At 65.4% G+C, this 22,054-nt stretch carries 25 protein-coding genes; 6 read left to right on the top strand and 19 right to left on the bottom strand.

Annotation, left to right across the window (positions count from 1 at the left end; genetic code table 11):
* The 14 genes from IE224_RS17335 to IE224_RS17270 all read right to left on the bottom strand — a co-directional run bounded on the left by IE224_RS17335 (position 1) and on the right by IE224_RS17270 (position 13,162).
* Complete coding sequence (locus IE224_RS17335) at positions 1 to 777, bottom strand: aspartate/glutamate racemase family protein (RefSeq protein WP_191312244.1); 777 nt, start codon at positions 775 to 777, stop codon at positions 1 to 3.
* Positions 774 to 1,547: an aspartate/glutamate racemase family protein gene (locus IE224_RS17330; protein WP_191312241.1), complete on the bottom strand. Its 774-nt coding sequence runs from the start codon at positions 1,545 to 1,547 to the stop codon at positions 774 to 776. Before IE224_RS17330 ends, IE224_RS17335 begins: the two co-directional genes overlap by 4 nt.
* Positions 1,548 to 1,564: 17 nt before the next feature.
* On the bottom strand, positions 1,565 to 2,965 hold the full coding sequence (locus IE224_RS17325) for an FAD-dependent oxidoreductase (protein WP_191312239.1): 1,401 nt from the start codon (positions 2,963 to 2,965) through the stop codon (positions 1,565 to 1,567).
* Between the two features lie 19 nt (positions 2,966 to 2,984).
* On the bottom strand, positions 2,985 to 3,878 hold the full coding sequence (locus tag IE224_RS17320; RefSeq protein ID WP_191312237.1) for an isocitrate lyase/PEP mutase family protein: 894 nt from the start codon (positions 3,876 to 3,878) through the stop codon (positions 2,985 to 2,987).
* Positions 3,879 to 3,940: 62 nt separating this feature from the next.
* Positions 3,941 to 4,642: an ABC transporter ATP-binding protein gene (locus IE224_RS17315; protein WP_191312235.1), complete on the bottom strand. Its 702-nt coding sequence runs from the start codon at positions 4,640 to 4,642 to the stop codon at positions 3,941 to 3,943.
* The gene (locus tag IE224_RS17310) at positions 4,635 to 5,375 is read right to left on the bottom strand and encodes an ABC transporter ATP-binding protein (protein ID WP_191312233.1); all 741 of its coding nucleotides are present in this window, start codon (positions 5,373 to 5,375) and stop codon (positions 4,635 to 4,637) included. The genes IE224_RS17315 and IE224_RS17310 overlap by 8 nt, the downstream gene beginning before the upstream one ends.
* Positions 5,368 to 6,345, bottom strand: a complete 978-nt coding sequence (locus IE224_RS17305; protein ID WP_202380134.1) for a branched-chain amino acid ABC transporter permease — start codon at positions 6,343 to 6,345, stop codon at positions 5,368 to 5,370. The genes IE224_RS17310 and IE224_RS17305 overlap by 8 nt, the downstream gene beginning before the upstream one ends.
* The gene (locus IE224_RS17300; RefSeq protein WP_191312231.1) at positions 6,345 to 7,214 is read right to left on the bottom strand and encodes a branched-chain amino acid ABC transporter permease; all 870 of its coding nucleotides are present in this window, start codon (positions 7,212 to 7,214) and stop codon (positions 6,345 to 6,347) included. The genes IE224_RS17305 and IE224_RS17300 overlap by 1 nt, the downstream gene beginning before the upstream one ends.
* A 61-nt stretch (positions 7,215 to 7,275) precedes the next feature.
* Positions 7,276 to 8,499, bottom strand: a complete 1,224-nt coding sequence (locus IE224_RS17295) for an ABC transporter substrate-binding protein (RefSeq protein ID WP_191312229.1) — start codon at positions 8,497 to 8,499, stop codon at positions 7,276 to 7,278.
* A gap of 57 nt (positions 8,500 to 8,556) precedes the next feature.
* Complete coding sequence (leuD, locus tag IE224_RS17290; protein WP_191312228.1) at positions 8,557 to 9,171, bottom strand: 3-isopropylmalate dehydratase small subunit; 615 nt, start codon at positions 9,169 to 9,171, stop codon at positions 8,557 to 8,559.
* A gap of 10 nt (positions 9,172 to 9,181) precedes the next feature.
* A complete protein-coding gene (leuC, locus tag IE224_RS17285; RefSeq protein ID WP_191312226.1) occupies positions 9,182 to 10,594 on the bottom strand; it encodes a 3-isopropylmalate dehydratase large subunit in 1,413 nt (470 codons plus the stop codon).
* A 30-nt stretch (positions 10,595 to 10,624) separates the two neighbouring features.
* Positions 10,625 to 11,548 carry a polysaccharide deacetylase family protein gene (locus IE224_RS17280; RefSeq protein ID WP_191312223.1) on the bottom strand — a complete coding sequence of 308 codons (924 nt, stop codon included), beginning with the start codon at positions 11,546 to 11,548 and terminating at the stop codon, positions 10,625 to 10,627.
* Positions 11,548 to 12,483: a polysaccharide deacetylase family protein gene (locus IE224_RS17275; protein WP_202380133.1), complete on the bottom strand. Its 936-nt coding sequence runs from the start codon at positions 12,481 to 12,483 to the stop codon at positions 11,548 to 11,550. The genes IE224_RS17280 and IE224_RS17275 overlap by 1 nt, the downstream gene beginning before the upstream one ends.
* Position 12,484: 1 nt before the next feature.
* Positions 12,485 to 13,162, bottom strand: coding sequence for an isochorismatase family protein (locus IE224_RS17270; protein WP_191312220.1), 678 nt, complete (start codon positions 13,160 to 13,162; stop codon positions 12,485 to 12,487).
* A gap of 255 nt (positions 13,163 to 13,417) precedes the next feature.
* Between IE224_RS17270 and IE224_RS17265 the strand changes: the two genes are divergently transcribed.
* From IE224_RS17265 to IE224_RS17240, 6 genes are all read left to right on the top strand, one after another.
* Positions 13,418 to 13,954 carry a carboxymuconolactone decarboxylase family protein gene (locus IE224_RS17265; protein WP_191312218.1) on the top strand — a complete coding sequence of 179 codons (537 nt, stop codon included), beginning with the start codon at positions 13,418 to 13,420 and terminating at the stop codon, positions 13,952 to 13,954.
* Positions 13,955 to 14,596: 642 nt separating this feature from the next.
* Complete coding sequence (locus tag IE224_RS17260) at positions 14,597 to 15,562, top strand: hypothetical protein (RefSeq protein WP_191312216.1); 966 nt, start codon at positions 14,597 to 14,599, stop codon at positions 15,560 to 15,562.
* A gap of 26 nt (positions 15,563 to 15,588) precedes the next feature.
* Entirely contained in the window at positions 15,589 to 16,635 is a 1,047-nt protein-coding gene (locus tag IE224_RS17255; protein WP_229849433.1) for a TAXI family TRAP transporter solute-binding subunit, read from the top strand.
* Positions 16,636 to 16,844: 209 nt separating this feature from the next.
* Positions 16,845 to 17,261, top strand: coding sequence for a DUF2934 domain-containing protein (locus IE224_RS21420; protein ID WP_191312214.1), 417 nt, complete (start codon positions 16,845 to 16,847; stop codon positions 17,259 to 17,261).
* A 53-nt stretch (positions 17,262 to 17,314) separates the two neighbouring features.
* The gene (locus IE224_RS17245) at positions 17,315 to 17,929 is read left to right on the top strand and encodes an undecaprenyl diphosphate synthase family protein (RefSeq protein ID WP_191312213.1); all 615 of its coding nucleotides are present in this window, start codon (positions 17,315 to 17,317) and stop codon (positions 17,927 to 17,929) included.
* A gap of 266 nt (positions 17,930 to 18,195) precedes the next feature.
* Positions 18,196 to 18,858 (top strand): TetR-like C-terminal domain-containing protein, encoded by a 663-nt coding sequence (locus IE224_RS17240; RefSeq protein WP_191312210.1) that lies wholly within the window; start codon positions 18,196 to 18,198, stop codon positions 18,856 to 18,858.
* Positions 18,859 to 18,991: 133 nt separating this feature from the next.
* Here IE224_RS17240 and IE224_RS17235 read toward each other — a convergent pair whose 3' ends face one another.
* From IE224_RS17235 to IE224_RS17215, 5 genes are all read right to left on the bottom strand, one after another.
* On the bottom strand, positions 18,992 to 19,495 hold the full coding sequence (locus IE224_RS17235; protein WP_191312208.1) for a metallophosphoesterase family protein: 504 nt from the start codon (positions 19,493 to 19,495) through the stop codon (positions 18,992 to 18,994).
* 15 nt (positions 19,496 to 19,510) lie between these two features.
* On the bottom strand, positions 19,511 to 20,263 hold the full coding sequence (gene map, locus IE224_RS17230; protein WP_191312206.1) for a type I methionyl aminopeptidase: 753 nt from the start codon (positions 20,261 to 20,263) through the stop codon (positions 19,511 to 19,513).
* Positions 20,264 to 20,353: 90 nt separating this feature from the next.
* Positions 20,354 to 20,659, bottom strand: coding sequence for a hypothetical protein (locus IE224_RS17225; RefSeq protein WP_191312204.1), 306 nt, complete (start codon positions 20,657 to 20,659; stop codon positions 20,354 to 20,356).
* Positions 20,659 to 20,868, bottom strand: a complete 210-nt coding sequence (locus IE224_RS17220) for a helix-turn-helix domain-containing protein (protein ID WP_191312202.1) — start codon at positions 20,866 to 20,868, stop codon at positions 20,659 to 20,661. Before IE224_RS17220 ends, IE224_RS17225 begins: the two co-directional genes overlap by 1 nt.
* A gap of 248 nt (positions 20,869 to 21,116) precedes the next feature.
* Positions 21,117 to 22,004: a LysR family transcriptional regulator gene (locus IE224_RS17215; protein ID WP_191312200.1), complete on the bottom strand. Its 888-nt coding sequence runs from the start codon at positions 22,002 to 22,004 to the stop codon at positions 21,117 to 21,119.
* Positions 22,005 to 22,054: the final 50 nt, after the last annotated feature.

Genomic DNA, 22,054 nt, shown 5'->3' with positions numbered 1-22,054 from the left:
TCAGCCCTTTGCCTGGGCTTCGGCCTGCGCGCCCGCCTTCATCATCGCCCGCAGCATGTCCAAGCGCGGTTCGACCGGCCCAGGGTATGCGGCGCGGCAATGGCGCAGGCCAAGCGCCAGAAAGGTCTCGACCAGCTTGTAGGTCAGGGGACCGGGGTTCACCACGGGAACCGGCAGGTTCGCGGCCAGGTATTCGCCCGCCTGATGCATGGTGATGGACCCCAGGCAGATCACCTCGGCCCCGTCCTCCTCGATGCAGCGCATGGCGACGTCGCGCATCCGGGGGAAGACCTGGTCCTCTTTCCCGCCCAGCAGGTTCGCGAAATCCGGCGGCTGATCGAAGCTGCGGACGGATGCGCATTGCCGGTCGAAGCCGTATTCGCGGATCGCCTTGCGATAGCGCGGCAAGGCCGGTTCCCATTGCGCCAGGACCGAGAACCGCCCGCCCAGGGTCAGCGCATACAGCATGGATGCCTTGCCCGCGCCTATCACCGGAATGTCCAGCACGGACCGCAGCATGACCATGCCGCTGTCCGACATGGTGTCGATGCAGACCGCGTCGAAGCCTTCGTCCTGGGCGGTGCAGCCCGCCTCGAAGATCGCCATGTCCATCAGCCCCCAGTCGTGGGGCGACATGAACGAGGTGGGTCCGCAGGTGACGGGGCGATAGGTCAGTTCCCAGTCGGCGGGCAGGGGGACGTAACCCGACTGCGCCTCCCGGTTGCGGATGCCCTCGGCGTCAAGGGCGAAGGGGACGATGACAAGGATGCGGGTCATGCGCGGTCCTCCAGGAAGGTGGCCCCGGCGGCGCCGATGGCGCGGATCATGGCGTGCTTGGGCGCCAGCGGCGCGGGCCAGGTGGCCTTGGAATGGGTCAGCCCCAGGTCAAGCGCGACCGAGGCCAGCATGTAGGTCAGCGGGCCGGGATTGATGACCGGCACGTCCAGGCGGCTTGCCAGCCAGTCATGCGCCTCGTGCATGGTGGTGGATCCCAGGATCAGCACCTGGGCGCCGTCCTTGTCGATGCATTTGCGCGCGGCGTCCAGCAGCAGCGGAAAGACCTGATCCTCTTTCCCCGACAGCAGCGCCTTGTTGTCGGGCGTCACGCCGATGGACCGCATCGAGGCGCATTTGTGCTCCATCCCCAACTCGCCCAGGGTCTTGGTGTAGAGCATCTTCCAGCGATCCCACATCATCAGGATCGAGAATTTCTCGCCCAGCATCTGCGCGACCAGCATCGAGTGCCGCCCCGGTGCGATGACCGGGATGTCCAGCACCGACCGCAGCATCGCCATGCCGCTGTCGGACATGGTGTCGATGCAGACGGCATCGAACCCCTGCGCCTGCGCGTCCAGTCCCGCGTCAAGGATCGAGAAGTCGGCAAGCGCCATGTCGTGCTGGCTGGAATAGTTCTTGGGTCCGATGCGCACCGGGCGGTAATGGAACTCGATCCCCGGACCCAGGTCCACGGCACCCATCTGCGCCTGCCGTCGGGCCAGATCCTCGTCGCCCATCGGGAAGGGGACGATCACCAGGACGTTCTTCATCGTCTTCTCCATTCGCCTCAGCCCCCTGCCGCGATGCGCGCGGCGGTGATGCCGGCCAGGCGCCCGAAGGCCGTGGCCGACAGCAGCCCGTTGCCGGACAGGTAGCCATAGTTGGAATCGCCGGACAGGCCGCGCGCCGCGCCACCCCCCGCCATCAGGTTCGGCAGCGGCGTGCCGTCGGTTCGCAAAACCCGCGCGTCGTGGTCGATGACCAGACCGCCCTGGGTGTGGAACAGCGCGCCGTTCACCTTGACCGTGCGATAGGGCGGGGCCAGCACCTGATCGGGTGCGAAGCTGCGGCCCAGCCGGTCGGGCGTGCCGTTGGCTGCTGCAGCGGAGATCCCGTCGAGTTCCGCCTGCAGCGCATCCAGCGGCAGGCCGGTCGCGGCGGCCAGATCCTCGACCGTGTCGGCGGACTTCACCGCGCCCAGCTTGCGGATCTCGCGATAGTCGTGGAAATCCAGCGCGGCTTCCTCGCAGCGGGCGTCGAAGATGTCCCAGGCAACATGGCCGGGCTGCGCCGCGACCTCGGCCCCGTGTTCGGAATAGCCGCGCATCTCGTTCGAAAAGCGGCGGCCGTCCGTGTTGACAAGGATGCCGCCCTGCGTGACGACCGCCCAGGTCAGCGGCAGCCCGTGCGGGTGAGCGACCGATCCGTGGCCCTGATACGCGCCCATGTCGGCCAGTTGCGCGCCCAATTCCGCGCCCCATTTCACCGCGTCGCCCGTGTTCGACAGGTGCCCGCAGCATTCGGCATCGGCGATTTCCGGGATGTGGCGGCGCACCATGTCCGCATCGCCCGCGAAGCCGCAACAGGCCAGGACCAGGGCCTTGCAACCCAGCGTTTCCATCGCGCCGTCTGGGCGGCGGAAGCGGACGCCGGTCACGCGGCCTGTCCCATCCACGAACAGATCCTCGACCGAGGCGCCGGTCAGCAGGTCGATGCCCGCCCGCGACACCGCCGACAGCAGCGCCTGTTCCAGGTCGGCCCCGGTGCGGCTGTCCGGCCCGTGCATCCGCATCCGCGAATGGCCGGGATAAAGAAAGCCCGTCACCAGCCGAAAGCCCACGCCGTGGCTGTCCATCAGCCAGTCGATCATCGGTCCCGAGATCCTTGCCGCCAGCAGCGCCATGTCCTGCGGGGCATGGCCGTGCGTCTTGGCCACGATGTCGGCGGCGAACAGGTCGGGATCGTCGTCGATCCCGGCCTCGCGCTGCAGCCTTGTGCCTGCCGCCGGGATCAGCCCGGCGGACAGCGAGGTCGAGCCTTGCGGATTGTCGTCGCGTTCCAGGATCATCACCTCCTGTCCCGCGTCGCGGGCGGCAAGCGCCGCGACCAGGCCGCAGGCACCCGCGCCGACGACCACGACCGGCACCTCGAAATCGAAATCCACGCCAGCGGCGGACAGAACGGCCATCAGATCTTTCCTTCGTTGGTCAATAGTCGGTGCGGCTGTTTTCCGGCGTGCCGTAGCGGGCTTCCAGTTCCTGGACCTCGGCCATGCGGGCGGTGTCGAAGAACTGCTTGAAGCTCATCACATGGGGGGCGACCGAGGCGATGGTTTCCTCGCGCTTCAGCACCTCGAGCGTCTGGCGCGCGGCTTCGCAGGCGGACAGCAACAGCCAGTTGGGATAGATGATCAGCTTGAAGCCCAAGGCCTCGATTTCCGAGCGCGTCAGGAACGGCGTCTTGCCCGAGGTCGCCATGTTGTAAAGCAGCGGGATGCCCGGAAAGCGCGGCGCGATGTGCGGCAGGTCGTCGGGCAGGGGGCTTTCGATGAAGATCACATCGGCGCCCGCCTCGCGATACATCTCGGCCCGGTCGAAGGCGGCGTTGCGGCCGTGCAGCGCCAGGGCGTCGGTGCGGGCGATGACCACGAAATCGGGGTCCACGCGGGCGTCCACGGCGGCCTTGACCTTGGCGACCATGTCTTCCGCGCTGATCAGCTGCTTGCCCGACAGGTGGCCGCAGCGCTTGGGCAGCACCTGGTCCTCAAGGTGGACCGCCGCGACCCCGCCGCGTTCGTAAAGCTGGATCGCCCGGCGCACGTTCAGCGGCCCGCCGAAGCCGTTGTCGGCGTCGGCGATCAACGGCAGGTCGGATGCATCGGCGATGCGGGTGGCATTGTCCACCATCTCGGTCATGGTCAGCAGGCCCACATCGGGATAGCCAAGACGCGTGGCCGAGGTGCCGGCCCCGGTCATGTACATGGCCTCGAATCCCGCCTCGGCGACAAGGCGGGCATACATGGCGTCAACCACCCCTGGGGCCATGACGGCCCGTTCGCCCGCCAAGGCCTGGCGCAGGCGGCGCGTGCGTGTCAGCGACATTTCTTCGTTCTCCGTTTGCGTCTGTTGTGCCGCCGGACGACGCGCGCCCGGCGGGCGGGTCGTCAAAGACCCAGATAGGCCTGGCGAAGCTGCGGGTCGGCCAGCATCCCGGCGGCATCCCCCTGCATCACCAGATGGCCCTGTTCGATCACATAGGCCCGGCTTGCGACGTTCAGCGACTGCATCACGTTCTGTTCGACCAGCAGCACCGCGCAGCCTTCGTCGTTGATGCGCCCGATCAGGCCGAACATCTCCTCGACCATCAGGGGGGACAAGCCCAGGGACGGCTCGTCCAGGATCAGCAGCTTGGGTTCGGACATCATGCCGCGCCCGATCGCCAGCATCTGCTGTTCGCCCCCCGACAGCGTGCCCGCAAGCTGGTCCAGCCGTTCGCGCAGGCGCGGGAAGATCGTGCAGATGCGGTCGAAGTTCTGCTTGCGGTTGGCCGTTGCACGGCGAAAGGCACCCAGTTCCAGGTTTTCCGCGACCGACAGGTTGGGGAAGATCTTGCGCCCTTCGGGCACCTGTGCGATGCCAAGCGCCACGATGTCGCGCGGCTTCATGCCGGTGATGCGCGTGCCGTCAAAGCGCACCTCGCCCGCCGTGGGGCGGATGAAGCCCGAGACGACGTTGTTCAGCGTGGTCTTGCCCACCCCGTTCGACCCCAGCAGGGCCACGATCTCGCCTGCCTCGACCCGCATGTCGATGCTCTGCAGCACGGCCATGGAGCCATAGCCCGCGCGGATGCCGGAAATCTCAAGCATGGTGTCCCTCCTGCAGGCGGGCGGCGGCGCCGTGGCCCAGATAGGCCTCGACCACGCCGGGATCCTGGACCAGTTCGCGGGGCGTGCCATGGGCGATCATCTTGCCGTGGTTCAGCACATAGGCGGTCTCGGCCAGGCTCATCACGGCCTGCATCACGTGTTCGATCATCAGGAAGGTATGCCCCTCGTCGCGGATCTGGCGGATGATGCCGACGATTTCCGACACTTCGGACGGGATCAGGCCCGCCATCACCTCGTCCAGCAGCAGCAGTTTCGCGCCGGTGGCAAGCGCACGGGCCAGTTCCAGCCGCTTGCGACCGGCGATGGTCAGGGACGACGCGGGGCGATCCAGCATCGCCCCCATGCCCAGCCGTTTGCCGACCTGGCGCGCCACGGCCATCGCCTCGGCCCGGTCATGGTGGTGCAGGTATGCGCCGACCGCGATGTTTTCCTGGACCGTCAGGCCCGCGAAGGGCTGCACGATCTGGAAGGTGCGGATCATGCCCATCGCGCAGATGCGGTGCGGGGGCAGGCCGGTAACGTCCTGACCGTTGAAGCGGACGCTGCCATGATCCGGCTTCGTAAAGCCTGCGATCATGGTGAAGCAGGTGGTCTTGCCCGCGCCATTCGGACCCAGCAGGCCCACGATGCCGCCTTCCGGCACATCCAGGGACGCATCGCTGACCGCCTTCAGGCCGCCGAAGCTCTTGGACAGGTTGCGGACCTCAAGCATTGTCGTCGTCCTTCTTGCGGAAGGTGCCGATGCGCGCGGCAAGCCCCATCAGGCCCTGCGGCAGGAAACGCAGCGCGCAGATCAGGACCACCGCGTAAAGAACGAAGTTCAGGCCCGGCGCGTTGTGCAGCAGGTGTTTCGCGCCCTCGCCCAGCAGGTGCAGGCCCAGGGTGCCGATCAGCGGCCCCCAAACGGTGCCCGCGCCGCCGATGATCGGGCCGATCAGCGCCTCAATCGAGACGGCGCTGCCATAGACGACGGCGCTGTCGATGAACAGCCAGACCTGCAGGTAAAGCACCCCCGCCAGCCCCGCGAAGGCGCCGGAAATCGCCATGGCCTTGACCTTGATGCGATAGGTGTCGATGCCAAGGGCGCGGGCCGCATCCTCGTTTTCGCGCACGGCGATCAGATAGGCGCCGAAGCGCGAATATTTCAGCCATGCGGTCAGCGCCATGACCAGGGCCACGATCACCAGCAGGATCGTATAGACCACGGCGCGCTCGTTGAACTGCAGCGTGGACAGCCCCGGTTCAAGGCGCAACTGCAGGCCGCTGCCGCCGCCGGTGATGGCGAATGACGACGCGCAGATCCGCAGCACCTCGGCAAAGGCCAGCGTGACAAGCGCGAAATACGACCCCTTCAGGCCATAGCGGAAGGCAAGCGCGCCGATGAAGGCGCCCATGGCCGCACCCGCCACGATCCCGGCCGCAAACGCGATCCAGGCATTGATGCCGTACTGCACCTGAAGGATGGCCGAGGCATAGGCGCCGGTCCCATACATCGCGGCATGGCCGAAGGACGCCATGCCCCCGAAGCCGCCGGTGATGTTCCAGGCAAGCGCCACGACCGCCACGATCAGCGCGTTGATGGTGAAGCCCATCCAGACGGGCGAGGACATGAAGTAGAGGCTGGCCAGATAGATCAGCGCCAGGCCGATTAGGACTGCCTGTCCCATCGATTGCGGTTTCATCACGCGGCCCTCCTGCCCAGAAGGCCCGAGGGCTTGAACAGCAGGATCAGGATAAAGGCGACAAAGATCCCGATCTGGCCCAGGCTTTCGCCCAGGAACAGTCCGCACAGGGATTCGATCACCCCCAGCAGCAGCCCCGCGATCAGCGCGCCGGGCAGGCTGCCCATGCCGCCCAGGACGACGGTGGTAAAGGCCACCAGCACGAAGGTGTAGCCTACCTGCGGCGTCACATAGAAGGTCGGCAGCAGCAGGCAGGCGGCAAGCGCCACGCAGGCCGTGCCGATGCCGAAGCAGATGGCATAGGTGTGGTTCACGTCGATGCCCACGATCTCGGCCCCGCGCTTTTCGATGGCGACGGCGCGGATGGCGGAACCGGTGCGGGTGCGGGTCATGAACAGCCACAGCAGGGGCGCGGCGGCAAGGGCCGCGAAAAAGGCGATCACCCGGCCCAGCGGCAGATAGGCGCCCAGGAACTCCACGGTGTTATAGGCATAGGGGATGTCCACGCTGCGCGTGTTGGACGTCCAGAAGTAAAGCGCCAGGTTGTCGATGATCAGCGCAAGCGCCAGCGTCACCAGCAGGACGTTCTGTTCCGACCCGCCGCTCATGGGGGCGATCACCCAGCGTTGCAGGACATAGCCCAGGCAGAAGAACGCCGGCAGCAGGATCGGGATCGCCAGATAAGGATCCAGGCCCATGTGGACGAACAGGAAATAGGCCGCATAGAGCGCCAGCATCAGCAGGCTGCCATGGGCGAAGTTGATGATGTGCAGGACACCGTAGATCAGGGTCAGGCCAAGCGCGACAAGCGCATAGATGGCCCCCATCGTCAGGCCGCTGAGCACGGCGGGCAGGATCAGGCTGGACATGGACTCTCGCTTGTCAGGGGTCGGCCGGTGGCCCCCGCCTGCCGGCGGGGGCCTGGTCGGATCAGCCTTCTTGCGGGACCGGGAAGACCGGCTCGGCGGTGGCGTATTCTTCGGGGAAGACCAACTCGATCTTTTCGCCGCGGATCTGGGTGTTCACCGGCTGCGAATTGACGTTGTCGCCGTTGACGAACTTGGTCGGGCCATAGGGCATGATCGAGCCGTCGAAGGTGGACGCGGCCAGCGTCTCGATCATCGCCTTGCGGTCGGTCGAGGCGCCGCGCTCCAGCGCGTCGGCAATGACCTGGATCGTGGCATAGGACACCATCACGTCATAGGTCAGGTCCAGGCCGGCCTGGGCTACGCTGGCGGCAAGCGCCTGCGATTCGGGCTTGTTGGGGTCGTACCAGTGGTTGCAGTCCATCACATACTGCGCCACGTCGTTGTTCTCGCGCACGAACTTGATGTTGGACGCGGCCCCGCCCAGGATCGAATAGATCGCCATCAGTTCCGCCCGCTGCTGGCGCAGGGCACGGGCCATCAGCGTGTATTCGTTCAGATAGTTCGACGGGATCAGGATGTTCGCGCCCGACGCCTTGACGCGCAGCGCGATGTTGTTGAAATCGCGATGCGGCGTGGGGTGGGAAATCGTCTCGACCACCTCGATGCCCTGCTGGGGAAGCTGCTCGGCCATGATCTTGGCCATGTTCGACCCGAAGGGGCCGTCCTCGTGGACGATGGCAGCGGTCTTGACCGGGTTACCGGCGGTCGCGTTCAACTGCTTGAGGTTCTCAAGCGCGACGCTGGTGCATTTGTTCACGCCAGGGGTGAAGCGGAAGACGTTGGGCAGCCCGCGTTCCACGATCGTCTCGGCGGTGCCGATCGAGAACACCTGCGCCAGGTCGTATTTCGCCGCCGCCTGCGACGATGCAAGGCCAAGGGCCGATGCGCTTGCGCCGGTGAAGGCCACCACGCCAGCCTCGGCCAGGGTGTCCACGGCGGAGGCCGCGATTTCGGGGCGGCTTTGGGCATCGACGACGACCAGTTCGATCTGCGCGCCGCCCATGCTCTTGATGCCGCCGGCGGCGTTGATCGCGTCGGCCGCGAACTTGGCGCCCGCCGCGCATTGCGTGCCGTTATAGGCCAGGTTGCCGGTCAACGGCTCCAGCACGCCGATCTTCACGGTCTGGCCCTGCGCCCGCAGGATCGAGGGCACGGACAGCCCGCTGACAAGGGCGGCCGCGCCCGACGCCTTCAGCAAGCCGCGGCGGTTGAGTGTATAAGTCATTGTCGTCTCCCTGCTTGTTATTGATATGACTCGGTAAAGGCTTTGGGCCGGGCGCGATCAGCGCCCTAGCCAGGGGTTCCGGGCCATCCTCTCGGCCTCGAAGGCCGCGATCCGGTCCATGTAGGTGAAGGTCATCTCGATCTCGTCCAGGCCCTGCAGAAGGCAGTCGCGGGCAAAGGCGTCGATGGTGATCGGGTGGGCGCCAAGATCGCCGGGCAGGATCACCTGTGCGGCTTCCAGGTCCACGGTGACGGTGGCTTGCGGGTCGGCGGCCAGGTGGTCCGCCACGGCTTCGCAAACCGCGGCGGGCAGGCGGACCGGGACGATACCGTTCTTCAGCGCGTTGTTGAAGAAGATGTCGCCGAAGCTGGGTGCCAGCAGCGCACGGATCCCCGCATCGGCCAGGGCATAGACCGCGCCTTCGCGGGACGACCCGCAGCCGAAGTTGTCCTCGACCAGCAGGATCCTGGCCCCCTGTGCGTCGGGACGGTTCAGCGGAAAGCGGGGGTCGAGGTTGCCGGCCGCGTCGCGGCGGATGTCGTGGAACAGGAACTTGTCGTAGCCCTCGGCGCGGTCGGCCTTGAGAAAGCGGCCGGGGATGATCTGGTCGGTGTCGCAGTTGACGCCGGGAACATAAGCGACGGTCGAGGTTTCGCGGGTGAAGGCCTTCATCGCATCCTCCTTACAGCCTGCGGACATCGGTCAGCCGCCCGGTGATGGCGGCGGCGGCGGCCATGGCGGGGCTGACCAGATGCGTGCGCGCGCCCGGTCCCTGCCGCCCCACGAAATTCCTGTTCGAGGTCGAGGCGCAGCGTTCGCCCGGCCCGACCACGTCGCCGTTCATCGCCGCGCACATGGAACAGCCCGACTGGCGCCATTCGAAGCCCGCCTCGCGGAAGATGCGGGCCAGGCCCTCGGCCTCGGCCTGTTCGCGCACCTGGGTGGAACCGGGGACGACGATGGCGGGAATGGCGGCCTTGCGGTCCTTGAGGATGGCTGCGGCGGCGCGCAGATCCTCGATCCGGCTGTTGGTGCAGGAGCCGATGAAGACCCGGTCGATGAGCAGGCCGTCCAGTTCGGTTCCCGGCGCGAGGTCCATGTATTCCAGCGACTTGGCGGCGGCCTTGCGCTTATCCGCGCTGGCAAAGCTGGCGGGGTCGGGGATGCGGCCGGTGATCGGCACGGCATCCTCGGGGCTTGTGCCCCAGGTCACCATGGGGGCGATGGCGCCGCCGTCCAGTTCCACCTCGCGGTCGAAGGTCGCGCCGTCGTCGGTCGGCAGCGCCCGCCACTGGGCCATCGCCAGATCCCATTCCTGGTCCGTCGGCGCGTAATGGCGTCCGGCGACATAGCGGAAGGTGGTTTCATCCGGGGCCACCATGCCCAGGCGGGCGGCGGCCTCGATCGACAGGTTGCACATGGTCAGCCGCGCCTCGATCGACATGTCGCGCACGACCTGGCCCGCATATTCGATGGCGTGCCCGCCCGCGCCCGCCGCCCCGATCCGGGCGATCAGCGCCAGCATCACGTCCTTGGCGGTGATGCCCTGGCCCAGCCGTCCGTCCACCGTCACCCGCATGGTCCTGGGCCGCATCTGCCACAGGGTCTGGGTGGCCAGCACATGGGCGTTTTCCGACTGCCCGATGCCGAAGGCGATCGCGCCAAGCGCGCCTTGGGTCGAGGTGTGGCTGTCCGAGCAGACGATGGTCAGGCCGGGCAGGGTGATGCCCTGTTCGGGCGCCACGACATGGACGATGCCCTGTTCGCGGCTGGCGATGCCGAAATGGCGCAACCCGCCCCATTCCATGTTTTCGTCGAAGGTGCGGATCATCCGGGCGATGGCCGGGCTTGCCGCGTCATCCGCGCTGCGCCCCAGCGTGGGCACGTAATGGTCGGCGATCCCGAAGATCTGCTGGGGGCGGCGCGGGCGCAGGTTCCGGCGCTTGAGGTCGGCGAAGGCGTGGAAGCTGCCTTCGTGGATCAGGTCGCGGTCGGTATACAGAAGCGACTGCCCGGAGGGGTGCCGCAGGATTTCATGCGCGTCCCAGATCTTGCCGAACAGGGTTCGCGGCGTCTTGTCGGATGCTGGCGTCATGGCGATCCGTTCCTTGTCAATGCAGGCCCGTCAGACCTGGCTTTCGGCCGCAGCGGCGATCTGGCCCACCGGGGCGGTCCAGACGCCGTCATGGCCCAGGATGTAGTCCAGCACCTCGCGCAGGTATTCGACGCGGTAGGGCATCCCCGACACCCAGGAATGCAGCGGCAGGCTCATTACCCGACCGCCGTAATCTGCGCTTTCGCGATACAGCACGTCGAAGCGGTCCTTGACCTGCTGGACCCATTCGGGTTCGGACTGGAAATATTCGTTGGCGACCACCCGGTCGTCGGTCTCATAGGCCAGCGGCATCGCCAGAAGCGCGCCTTCGGTGGTCCGCATCGGGTAGGGCAGGTCGTCATTGGCCCAGTCGAGGTTCCAGCGGATGCCGTTGCGGGTCAGCAATTCGGGCGTGTTGAAGCCCTGCGCGCGGCCCGGCGACAGCCAGCCCTCGACCGGCTGGCCGGTCGCGCCGCGCAGCAGGCGCAGCGTTTCGGCGATGATCGCATTCTCGTCATCAACGGACAGGCCCGAATGATGGACCTTGCCCATGTCCAGACCATGCGCCACGACCTCGTGCCCGCCCTCGACGACGGCCTTCAGCAGCGCGGGATAGCGGGTGGCGATGCAGCCGTTGACGGCAAAGCTGGTCTGCAGCCCCTTGTCCGCCAGCAGCCGCAGGATGCGGAACACGCCGATCCGGTTGCCATAGTCGCGGTTGGTGAAATAGCGGAAATCGGGATAGGGCATAGACAGCGCGCCCGGCGCCTTGAAGGGCTTGGCGGGCATGTCCAGCGGGAAATGCTGCACATGGGTGACGATGGACAGCGCGATCCGCGTGCCGCCGGGCCAGGCAATCGGCTTGCGCGCGAACATGTCGGACCAGTTGTAGCGGTCGTGGTCCATGCCGTATCGGCGGGCGGGATAGTCTAGGTAATTCTCGGGAAGCGACATCACCGGTCCCCCTGTGCGTGCCGGGCTGCGGCGGCACTCATCGCGTCATAGGCGCCACTGGCGTGATAGGCTTGGGCAATTTCGCGGCCCGTGGCCTGCCAGACGCCGTCATGGCTGGCGATATAGTCGATGGCCTCGGCGAATGCGTCGATGCGGTGCGGCTGGCCCACAAGATAGGGGTGCAGCGGGATGCACATGACCATGCCGCTTTCGTCTGATTCCCGGTAAAGCTGGTCGAACTGGCGGCGGATGATTTCGCCGTAATGGCGCGGCGTGACCTTCTGGCTGTTATACACGATCACGTCGTTCATCTCGAGCGAATAGGGCATCGAGATCAGCTTGCCCGACCTGACCTTCACCGGCATCGGCTGGTCGTCGTGGAACATGTCGCAGGTGTACTGGATCCCTGCCTCGGCCAGGATGTCCATGGTCCACAGGTTGTTCGACAGCGCGGGCGACAGCCATCCCGCCAACTCCTGCCCGGTATGCTTCCTGACCGTGTCGAAGGCGTCGCGGATGATCTCGCGTTCCTGGTCCACCGTCATGTTATAGACATAGCGGGTGTTGTAGATGCCGTGGGAAAAGAACTCCCACCCCCGGTCGGCGCAGGCGCGGATGATTTCCGGGTGGTGATCACAGAGCGCGACGTTCAGCGACACCGATCCGCGAAAGCCAGCCCGGTCCATCGCCGCCATCATCCGCTGCCACCCCGCGCGGTTGCCATAGTCCCGGTGCGAATATTGCAGCACGTCGGGGTTCGGGCGGCCCCAGGGGGTGCGGGTGGGATTGTTCGGCGGATCGTATTCGTAGAACTCGATATTGGGCGCGATCCAGACGGCCAGCTTCTTGCCGCCGGGCCAGGTGATCTTCGGCCGCCCGGGCCAGGGCAGGTAGTCGTAAAGCCCCAGGTCCGACTGCATCGGCTCCGCGCCCATCTCAGCGTGCTTCGGGCTGATAGGCGTCATACCAGGCGATCGCCTCGGCCACCGGGATCACGTCGCCATACTTGACCGAGATGTCGTAGAGGTTCGCGAAATGCGGGCTTTCGTGCTTGTCGGCCACGCATTCCTCGGGGACGATGACCCGATAGCCGCGAGAGATCGCGTCCACCACGCAGGCCCGCACGCAGCCCGAGGTGGACCCCCCCGTCAGCACCACCGTGTCGCAGCCGTGCCAGACCATCAGCGATTGCAGGTTCGTTTCATGGAAGGGGGATGCCATGCGCTTGTTGATGACGATGTCGCGGTCGTGGTCGATCTTCAGGCGCGGATCGAATTCCGCTCGGCGCGATCCCACCTTGATGTTCTGCAGCGAATCCGGCGTGTCGGTGCGGGTGCCCCAAACGCCGCAATCCTCGCCCGACTGCATATAGGCGACATAGGTCCAGGTGATTGGCAATCCCTTGGCGCGGGCCAGGTCGGCCAACTGGTTCACGTAGTCCAGTTGCCTGGGATCCGTTTCGTAAGCCGTCGCGAATTCGCCGACGCCGGTATAGGCCCGCTGGAGGTCGATGTTGATCAGCATCGGCTTTCTGCCAAATCCAAAGCGGCGGCGGGTGGGATTGGCTTTGGCATGTTCATAAATCTGCCGGGCCGTCAGCGACGACATTTCCATTCCTGGACCTCCTCTGCTGCGCCTGGGGATCGGGCCTCGGCAGGCCAGCAAGCCCGCCACCTCCATGCCGGATCCACGGCGGTGTTTCGTTTATTGTTATCTCTTTATGTCATTTGTAAAGAAAAACTTTCGAAGCAAAGTCAATGGAGTGATGGCTGTCGCGGGGGTTGATGTTTTCCATAGCACCTGAGACAGTCGGTGCCGGAATGCCGGCCGCTTTGTATGCGGAAGACCTTGATGAGTCGGAGATCGCCGATGTCTCGATCCGCCTGCCCGCCTTTGACTGATGCCGAATGGCCGGATTCCCTGGGCGACCTTCGGGATGGCTTTGCGGGTCAGTTGAACGTCTATCGCACCATGGCGCACCATCCTGCCCTGGTCAGGGCCTGGGGGCCATTGCGCCAGCATGTCGTCAAGGACACGGCGCTTGGACTTGAGCGATCAGAAGTGGTCATCCTGCGCACAGGCCTCAGGTTGGGATCCGCCTATGAATGGGCCCATCATGTCAGCCGCGCCAGAAAGCTTGGTCTCTCTGACAACCGGATTCGCGCCATCGCCGGCATGCCGGAAGGCGAGGACGGGTTGATCGTGCGTGCTGTCGATGCGCTGTTCGACCAGCATATGATCCCGCCTGAACTTGAGGCGGAACTGGCGGCAACCATCGGGCGGGCCGCAGTCTTCGACCTGATCGCAACGGTCGGTTTCTATTTCGTGCTGGGCGGTGTCCTGAAGACCTATGAAACGCCGATCGATGCGGCGATTGCAGATGAACTGGACCGGGATCCGATCTGATCTGGCTTTCGGCCGGTTGCAGCGGGCAGGATGACATTCGACTGCCGGGCCAGACCAGGCAACAGCCGCCGCGCACCAGATTGGCGACCTGCAGGAATGGCGGCAGACGCCCCTTCGCCCCTCTCTTGGCAGGCCAGGTGGTCGGGCGGAAGCGCCACTGCCAGGTGCGAGATTGCTGGAAAATTGATGGGATGCGCGTTTCAAAAGGCCCGATTGGCGCAGGAAATTGACCCGTTGGATCGATTTCAGGCCGGGCCCGAATGCGAAGGGTTCATCTTTCCCGGCTGTTGAGTTCCCTGGACCATCTTTCTTCCACTCGACCGTCGCATCCGTCGCGAACCTCATGTTCTTCGTGTGAACGGAAGAACGGCCTTGACCCCCAGCAACACCGGAATGAACCGCCCCGGAGGCAAGGCGGCCGACCTGCCGGATCCTCTCTCGGCGACAGGACCGTCCGACCGGCTTACCCGAAAGAACATTGACAAAATTCCGCGCTGTCACATTATCGAATGGTGCAGAGGGTTTGGTGTCGTGTGCCGCTGGTATCCGGTTGTTCTTGCTGCCTCAGCGTGTTTCTGGCTTGCCGGCGGGCCTTCCGGCGCGCAGGTGCCGGACGTGGATCTGCCCGGACGGGCACATGACTTGCGTCAGATCATCGCGGCCATGGAGGCCGAGGCGGCCGAACTGGAACCCAGGCTTGAAGCGGCACGGGGGCAGCTTGCGGATCTGAACCGCCAGATCACTGAAGCGGCCAGCCGGCTGGAAAGCAGCCGCAACGAACTGGCGGCGCTTGGCGAGAACAAGACCGAGGTCGAAGCAGCGATCGCGCAAGCCCGCACAGCGGCTCAGGACCAGCAGGCTGCATTGGATGCCATGAAATCGGAACTGGCCGAGGTCACCTCGCAGGTAGAAACTGCCCGCGCCGAGTTGGGCAGCATCGCCGACCAACGGGACGGGTTGCAAGCCCGCTCGAAGGAACTTGCCTCTCGGATCACCGAGCAGGAGAGCCAGTCGGACCAGATGGCGCAGGACATCAGCCGGATGAACGATGAACTGGCCGCGATCGCGCAAGCCCGGACCGAGGCTCAGGGCCAGCAGGCTGCTTTGGACAAGGCGAAATCGGAACTGGCCGAAGTCACCGCCCAGCTTGATGCCGCCCGCGCCGAACTGGGCGCCATCGCAGGCCAAGGGAATGCGCTGCAGGCGCAGTCTTCGGAACCTGCTCCGGCTATCGCCGAACAGGAACCGCAGCCGGGTCAGCTTGCCGGAAACTTCGAGCGATTGAGCAGCGAACTGGCGGCGATGGTCCGCGAACGGGGTGCCGCCGAGGCCCCGCCAGAGCCCGTAGCCCCCGCCGCGCCATCCGCGACAGCGGATGCCGGACCTGCGCCTCGGCCTGCCGACGACGGGGCGGGGCGACGGCGCGCCGCCGCATCCGTCGATGCCGCCTTGGCGCAGGCACCGGCCTTGCCGGAACCACCACTGCGCAACCGGTTGCGTGACCTGCTGATCGACGGTCACTGCACGACCGAGGCTCTGGCGCAGGTGCAGGATCCGATCAACCGCCAGACCCTCGTGGCTCTGGTCGGTCGGCTGGGGGGATGCTGAAACCGTTCATGGGGAGGAACAGGACGATGCGACAGTTCGGATCGGGAATGCGTCTGGCGATCGCGGCCTGGCTGGCCGCCCTGCTGGCGCTGCCTGTTCAGGCCCAGGAAGCGCAGCTCAGCATCATGACGGGCGCACCGACCGGAACCTATATCCAGATCGGCCGCGACCTGTCAGGCCTGATGGGGCAATGCGGCAAAAGCGTGGAGGTCGTGGAATCCGCAGGCTCGCTGGAAAATTTCCTTGCCGTGCGGCAGCGGCCGAACACGCAGTTCGGCATCGTGCAGAACGATGTCCTGGAATACATGCAGACCTTTGCGGGAAACGATCCTGCCATCGCCCGGGCCATCACCGGCGTCCGCATCGCCTTTCCTCTTTATGACGAGGAGGTGCATATCCTGGCGCGCCGCGACATTGCCACGCTTGACGATCTGGCGGGCAAGCGCGTCGCCATCGGGACCGAAAACAGCGGGACCTATCTGACCGCCTCGCTGATCTTGTCGCTCAGCGGGACGGAACCGGCCGAGAAACTGCTGCTGGCGCCCGCCGACGCGCTGCCGCAACTGAAGGCGGGGCAGATCGACGCCTTCTTCTATGTCGCCGGCGCCCCGGCCTCGCTTTATGCCGAAGGCGACATCGACGGCGAACGCTTTCATCTGCTGCCGATCCAGGATCCCACGCTGCAGGCCGTCTATACCCCGGCCAGCCTTCCGGCAGGCACCTATGCCTTTCAGCCTGATGCGGTCGAACTGGTCGCGGTCAAGGCCGTGCTGATGACCTATGAATACGACCCTTCGCACAACGCCTATCACCGATCCAGTTGCCAGGGCGTGTCGGACATGGCCTCGCTGATCCTGACGCGGATCGACAGCCTGCGGACGGAAGGCCATCCGAAATGGCAATCGGTCGATCTGACCGACATTCCGCCGGGCTGGCAGATCGGCGCCTGCGTCAACCGCGGCATCAGCCCCGATTATCAGGCCGATTGCGCCGCCCCCACGCCCCAAGCCATGCCTGACAGCGAGGCGAATGCCGCCTATCGCCGCAATATCTGCGCCGTGATCGGGTGCTGATCGGGAGGCCAAGGAAACGCGGCGCGTGACCATCGTTCCTATGGGTTTACCATGATGCCCAACAAAGGCTTGGCCGCTGCTTTCTGAAGGCAGGCATGGTAGAAGCCATTGGCAAGCCTGCATCGCCGTGCCACGGTAAGCCCACGCGTTCCATGACAGCAGATTGCTGACTGCTCGCAAGATATGCTTTGGCAGAACAAGGGCTCACCATGAACGAAGATCACCTCCAGAAGGTCCGCGAACGGGCTCATGCCTTGTGGGAGCGGGCCGGTCGTCCGCATGGGCAGGACGCCGAGCATTGGGCCCAGGCTGAGCGCGAGGTCGCTGCGGAAGAAGACGAACCGTCATCCGCTTCGGTTGGCGGGACCACCGGACCTCGGCGACGCAAACCGGGTCCGGGTGCGGATCAGGCGGCTGCCGGGGTTCCGGCAGCGAAGCGGGCGCGGGCCGGTGGCAGGGCGGATGACGTCGCGACGGATGGGCCCAAGGCAAAGCGCGGCCGCAAGCCGAAGGCAGGACCTGGGGAGGGCGCGGAAACGGTGAAAGCCGCCAGCAATGGACGGTCGAAGAAGACCTCCGGGGATGGAGCGGTTGTTCCCGCGGGGACCGCAAGCCGGAAGACATAGCCTGCTGCTGCGGGAAAGGGCTTGGGCTTGGCGATGACTCCGGGGGCAAAACGATGACAAGGCGGGTGCTGCCAAACCATGTCGGCTTTATTCCGGACGGCAACAGACGCTGGGCCGCCGGACAGGGACTGCCCAAGCAGTCAGGGTATCAGGCCGGCATCGAGCCGGGTCTGGCGCTTTATGAGATGTGCAAGAGCCGGGGCATCTCCGAGGTCTCTGTTTTCGGCTTCACTCAGGACAACACAAAAAGGCCGCCGGAGCAGATCCAGGCGTTCCGGTCGGCCTGCGTGGCCTTTGCCGCAGAGATCGTCCGCCGGGGCGCTGCCCTGCTGGTGGTCGGTGACGAAAGGTCGCCGCAGTTTCCCGAAGAACTTAAGGCTTTCCGGACACGTCAAGGGGAAGGCATCAAGGTCAATTTCCTGGTGAACTACCATTGGGAATGGGATCTCGACGGGTTGAAGAAGGGCCAACTCCGCTCGGAGCATGTATCCAGGCTCGATCTCATCGTCCGGTGGGGAGGCGGGAGGCGCCTGAGTGGCTTTCTTCCGGTCCAGTCGGTTTATGCCGACTTCTTTGTCGTCGATCAGCACTGGCCGGACTTCAGGCCGGAGCATTTCGAGGATGCGTTGGCCTGGTTCAAGGAGCAGGACCAGACGCTGGGCGGGTGAGCGCCCCTTCCACGGCGTTCGCCGCAAGCGGATCATGCCCGACCCTCCGGGCATCTGTCGGTCCATTCCTTTGCCATCTGCCGGCCCGGATCGACGATCATGGCGTTCCTGCAGAACGACAGGCGGCCACTTGCCGGGTCGTCCGGCGCAACCCGGGATGCGGCATTTCATCCAAAGGGACGGAAAAGATTTTCCTTCTCTTTCGCTTGTTCCGGCACTGCCGTAAGCCGGACGGGACCTTCCCATCAATCATCGGTTGAAATGCCATGAGCACCACCTTTCACCCCGGCCAGCATCTCCTCTCGGCCGCCATCAGCACGGCTAGCCGCCTCGCTGCCAAGACGGGTGAGCTGCCGCTTCTGAAAACGCTGGCAAAGGAACTTGGTGTCGAAAGGGATCTGCTCAAGCAGGTCATCTTTGATCGCGAGCATCTGCTTGTGGTGATGGCCGATGTGGCCCTGCAGCGGTTGCTGCACACCATCACGCAGGAAATAGCCCGGCGTTCATCACCCGTCGATCAGCTTGAGGCAATCGCCGTCGCCTATGTCGACTGGGCCCGTCTCTACCCGCACGAGTTCCGGCTTGTCGGTGAAATGCCTGCCCCTGTTTTCGAGCGGCACCCTCGTCTTCTGCAATATGAGCAATCCGTTCATGCCCTTGTCATGAAGATCCTGCAGCGCGCCCAAGAGGAAGGTTATCTTGATCCGGACGAAGACCTGGTGATGCTGCGGGCCATGAGCCATACCTACATGTATGGCGTCATTACCAAGATGCTGCTTGGCGATCTCGGCCGCTGGACGCCCGGCTCGACCGACGAGGATGCCGCACGGACGGCCGTGCAGGTGTTCAACAGAAAGCTGTTCAAGCCAGGCCCCTCAAATGGGGGATCGGCCCGGCTTGAGCCGCGAGCGCATCCTATCCCCGTATAAGCGGCGGCGAGAGCGTGAGGCCAAGGCAGCCTCATCCCGCGCAGCCTGCGATGATCCGCAGCAGGCCATGAAGACCTAACCCTTGGACGGCAGCCCAGGGCGGTCCGCGTGGCCTTGTCCCGGCGGAAGCAGGTCAGACGGGCAGGGGGTGGATCATGGCGCGGGGGCGGCCGGCCTCTTCCCAAAGGAAAGCCAGCGTGATCGGCAGGCGGAAGCGGCGGGGGCCGGCTGCGCCCGGGTTCAGCCAGAGCGTGCTGCCGGTCTCGTGGATGCCGGGCCTGTGGGAGTGGCCAGAGATCACGACGTCCCAACCCTCGGCTTCCGGATCGGCCTGCAAAGCCTTGCGGTCATGGATCATATGGATCCGCAGGCTGCCTATCGTGAGGCTTGCCGTTTCGGGCAGTGTCTTGGCCCAGTGGCCGCGGTCGATGTTGCCGCGGATGGCCGTGACCGGGGCGATGCGTGCCAGCATGTCAAGATGGCCCGGATTGCCGATATCGCCCGCGTGCAGGATGTGATCGACGCCTTCGAGGGCCTCAATTGCCTGTGGCCGGAGCAGGCCGTGGGTGTCGGAGATGACGCCGATGCGCGGTTCATGGGATGGCTGGCGAGATGGTGGCACAGGGCTGCTGGTCATCGCTTGCGGCTCGCCTCAGCCCGGCACCGTGACGACAATGGCGCCGCGACGGGTCGCCACAACGGTATGCTCGTATTGCACAACCGGCGCCGCCGGCGTGCTGTAAAGTGTCCAGTCGTCTCCGGCGCCTGAGGTGGCCCATCGTCCGCCACGCGACAGGAACGGCTCGACGGTCAGCACAAGGCCGTTGTGCATCCGGCGCTTGTCCCCCCTGGTGGGCCAGGTCGGAACCTCTTCGGGGGCTTCGTGCAAGGCTTTGCCGACCCCGTGGCTGGCCAGGTTCCGGATCAGCGTGTAGCCGCGCTTGGACGCGAAGGCACCGATGGCGTTGCCGATCGCGGCCAGCGGCTTGTCATGCCCCACCTGCGCGATGCCGATCTGCATGGCGCGCTTTCCATCGCGACAGAGGCGGTCAAGCGACGGCTGGACCGGCCCCAGGCAGAAGCTTGCCCCGGTATCGGCAAAAAAGCCGTTCAAGGACGCGGACACGTCGATGTTGACCAGATCCCCCGCTGCAAGCTTCCGTTCGCCGGGAATGCCATGGGCGATCTCCTCGTTGACGCTGATGCAGGTGGTGCCCGGGAAATCATAGGTGGCCCGAGGCGCCGACATGGCTCCCTCGCGCTCCAGCAACGCCTGGCCGATGCCGTCAAGCTCGCGCGTCGTCATGCCGGGCTCCATGGCCGCAGCCATCGACTGCATGGTGTTCGCGACGATCCGGCCGATCTTCTTCAGACCATCCAGTTCATCTTGCTGCGTGATCGTCATCTTGTGTCTCATCCGGGCTGCAGGAACGTCGGGGGGCACCAACACCGGTGCGGCAGCTTTGCAGCCCAGGGAGGCCAGGCAGTCGCTGCGTCAGGTCTTTGTCCCAGGGGACGGCCGGCCGATGGGGAACATATCCTCGCCGTAGTGGTGCAGCTTGACGTGGTGGCTGCGGCATAGCCAGCGCACGTTCAAGGGCTGATCATATCGGTCGTGATGGGCATCGGCCTTTGCAGCGCCGCAGACCTCGCAGCCCTGCTTTTCAAGTGCGCCGGAAATAAGCGCCCGCTGAACGGCAAGATGGGCCTGGTACTTCGGCAGGTTGGTGCGGCGCCAGTTCGTCTGGCGGGTCTCGCTTTTCAGCGATGGGGGCCGCGGGGGTTTTGGATCATCTGCCATCACGCCACCAACTTCCGGCTCAAGCGGCGACACACGGTCGGCCGCGAGATCGAAAACATCTCTGCCAAGTTGCTGTTGGGATACTCGTCAATGTCATACATGCGCCGCAACTCCTTGTGCTGGGGGTTCGACAGTTTCGGCTTCTTGCCGCGCAGCCGTTGGCGGGCGGCAGCCGGTTGAATTTCGGCATCTGTAACATTATCCGCCATGTAACAACAGACGCCCGTCTTGCCGAGGAATGGCGGATTGTTCATCCGAGGGTTTGGATGATCCGCAAGTGCCGACCCTTGATAGACCTTCTTGGCAGCCAGATCGAATGCCGGTGGACGATCATGTGATTTCCCAGGCAAGCTAGACTGGCAGGGTCTTCATTGCCTCGGGATGGAGGGAGAAGCAGACCTTCCTTGACCGCGCAGGACTGCCAGCCTGCCAACTACCGCTCCATGACCGTCGTCTGCTACCCCTTCAGATACGCGATCAGGGCTTGCAAGGGCGGCGGGACCTGGCGCCGGCTGGGGTGATAGAGGAAGGCGCCGGGATAGGGCTGGGACCAGTCGTCCAGCACCTGCTCCAGCAGGCCGGTGGCGATGTCCTCTGCGGCATCCTCGGCCATCGTCCAGCCTACGCCGCATCCCGCCCGAACCGCAGCGAGCGCAAGGTCCGAGGAATTGCAGACCAGCGGCCCGCGGACCTGAAGGCGCAGTTCCCGACCGTCCTTCTCGAACTCCCACGGCATCAGCGTGCCGCTGCCGAGGTTGCGATAGGTGATGCAGGGATGGGCCAGCAGATCTTTCGGGTGGTTCGGCCGGCCATGCCCGTCCCAATAGCCGGGCGTCGCCACCACGATCGTGTGCAGCGGCGGGCCAATCCGCACGGCGATCATGTCGCGCTCGACGCTTTCGCCCAGCCTGATGCCGGCGTCGAAGCCGAGGGCTACGATGTCGCGCAGGCCATCGTCCACGTTGACCTCGACGGTGATGCCGGGATGGCGGGCCAGGAACCCGGGCAGCCGACGGGACAGCAGCGTCGAGGCGATCCAGTGGAAGGTCGTCAGCCGCACCGTCCCCGCTGGCGCATCGCGCCAATCCGACAGCGCCTCCAGCCCCGCATCGATCTGCGCCAGTGCCGGCGCAAGGCGGCCCAGCAGCGCCGTCCCGGCCTCGGTCGGCGCGACCGAACGTGTGGTCCGGGCCAGCAACCGCAGGTCGAGCCGCGCTTCCAGCCCGCGCATCGCATGGCTCAGCGCCGAGGGCGATACGCCAAGCTCAGCCGCGGCGGCGGTGAAGCTGCGCGTCCGGGCGATGACTGCAAAGGCCGCCAGATCGTTGAGGTTCGCTCGCATCATTCGTGAATGATACTCACAGGCTCATGCCAGAGGAAGCGGCTAATCCTTCC

Origin of the sequence: Paracoccus aerius, assembly GCF_014656455.1 — a bacterium.
GTDB classification, from domain to species: Bacteria; Pseudomonadota; Alphaproteobacteria; order Rhodobacterales; family Rhodobacteraceae; genus Paracoccus; species Paracoccus aerius.
Note: the sequence above shows the minus strand (reverse complement) of the source record. Positions and strands in the feature narration are given on the sequence as shown.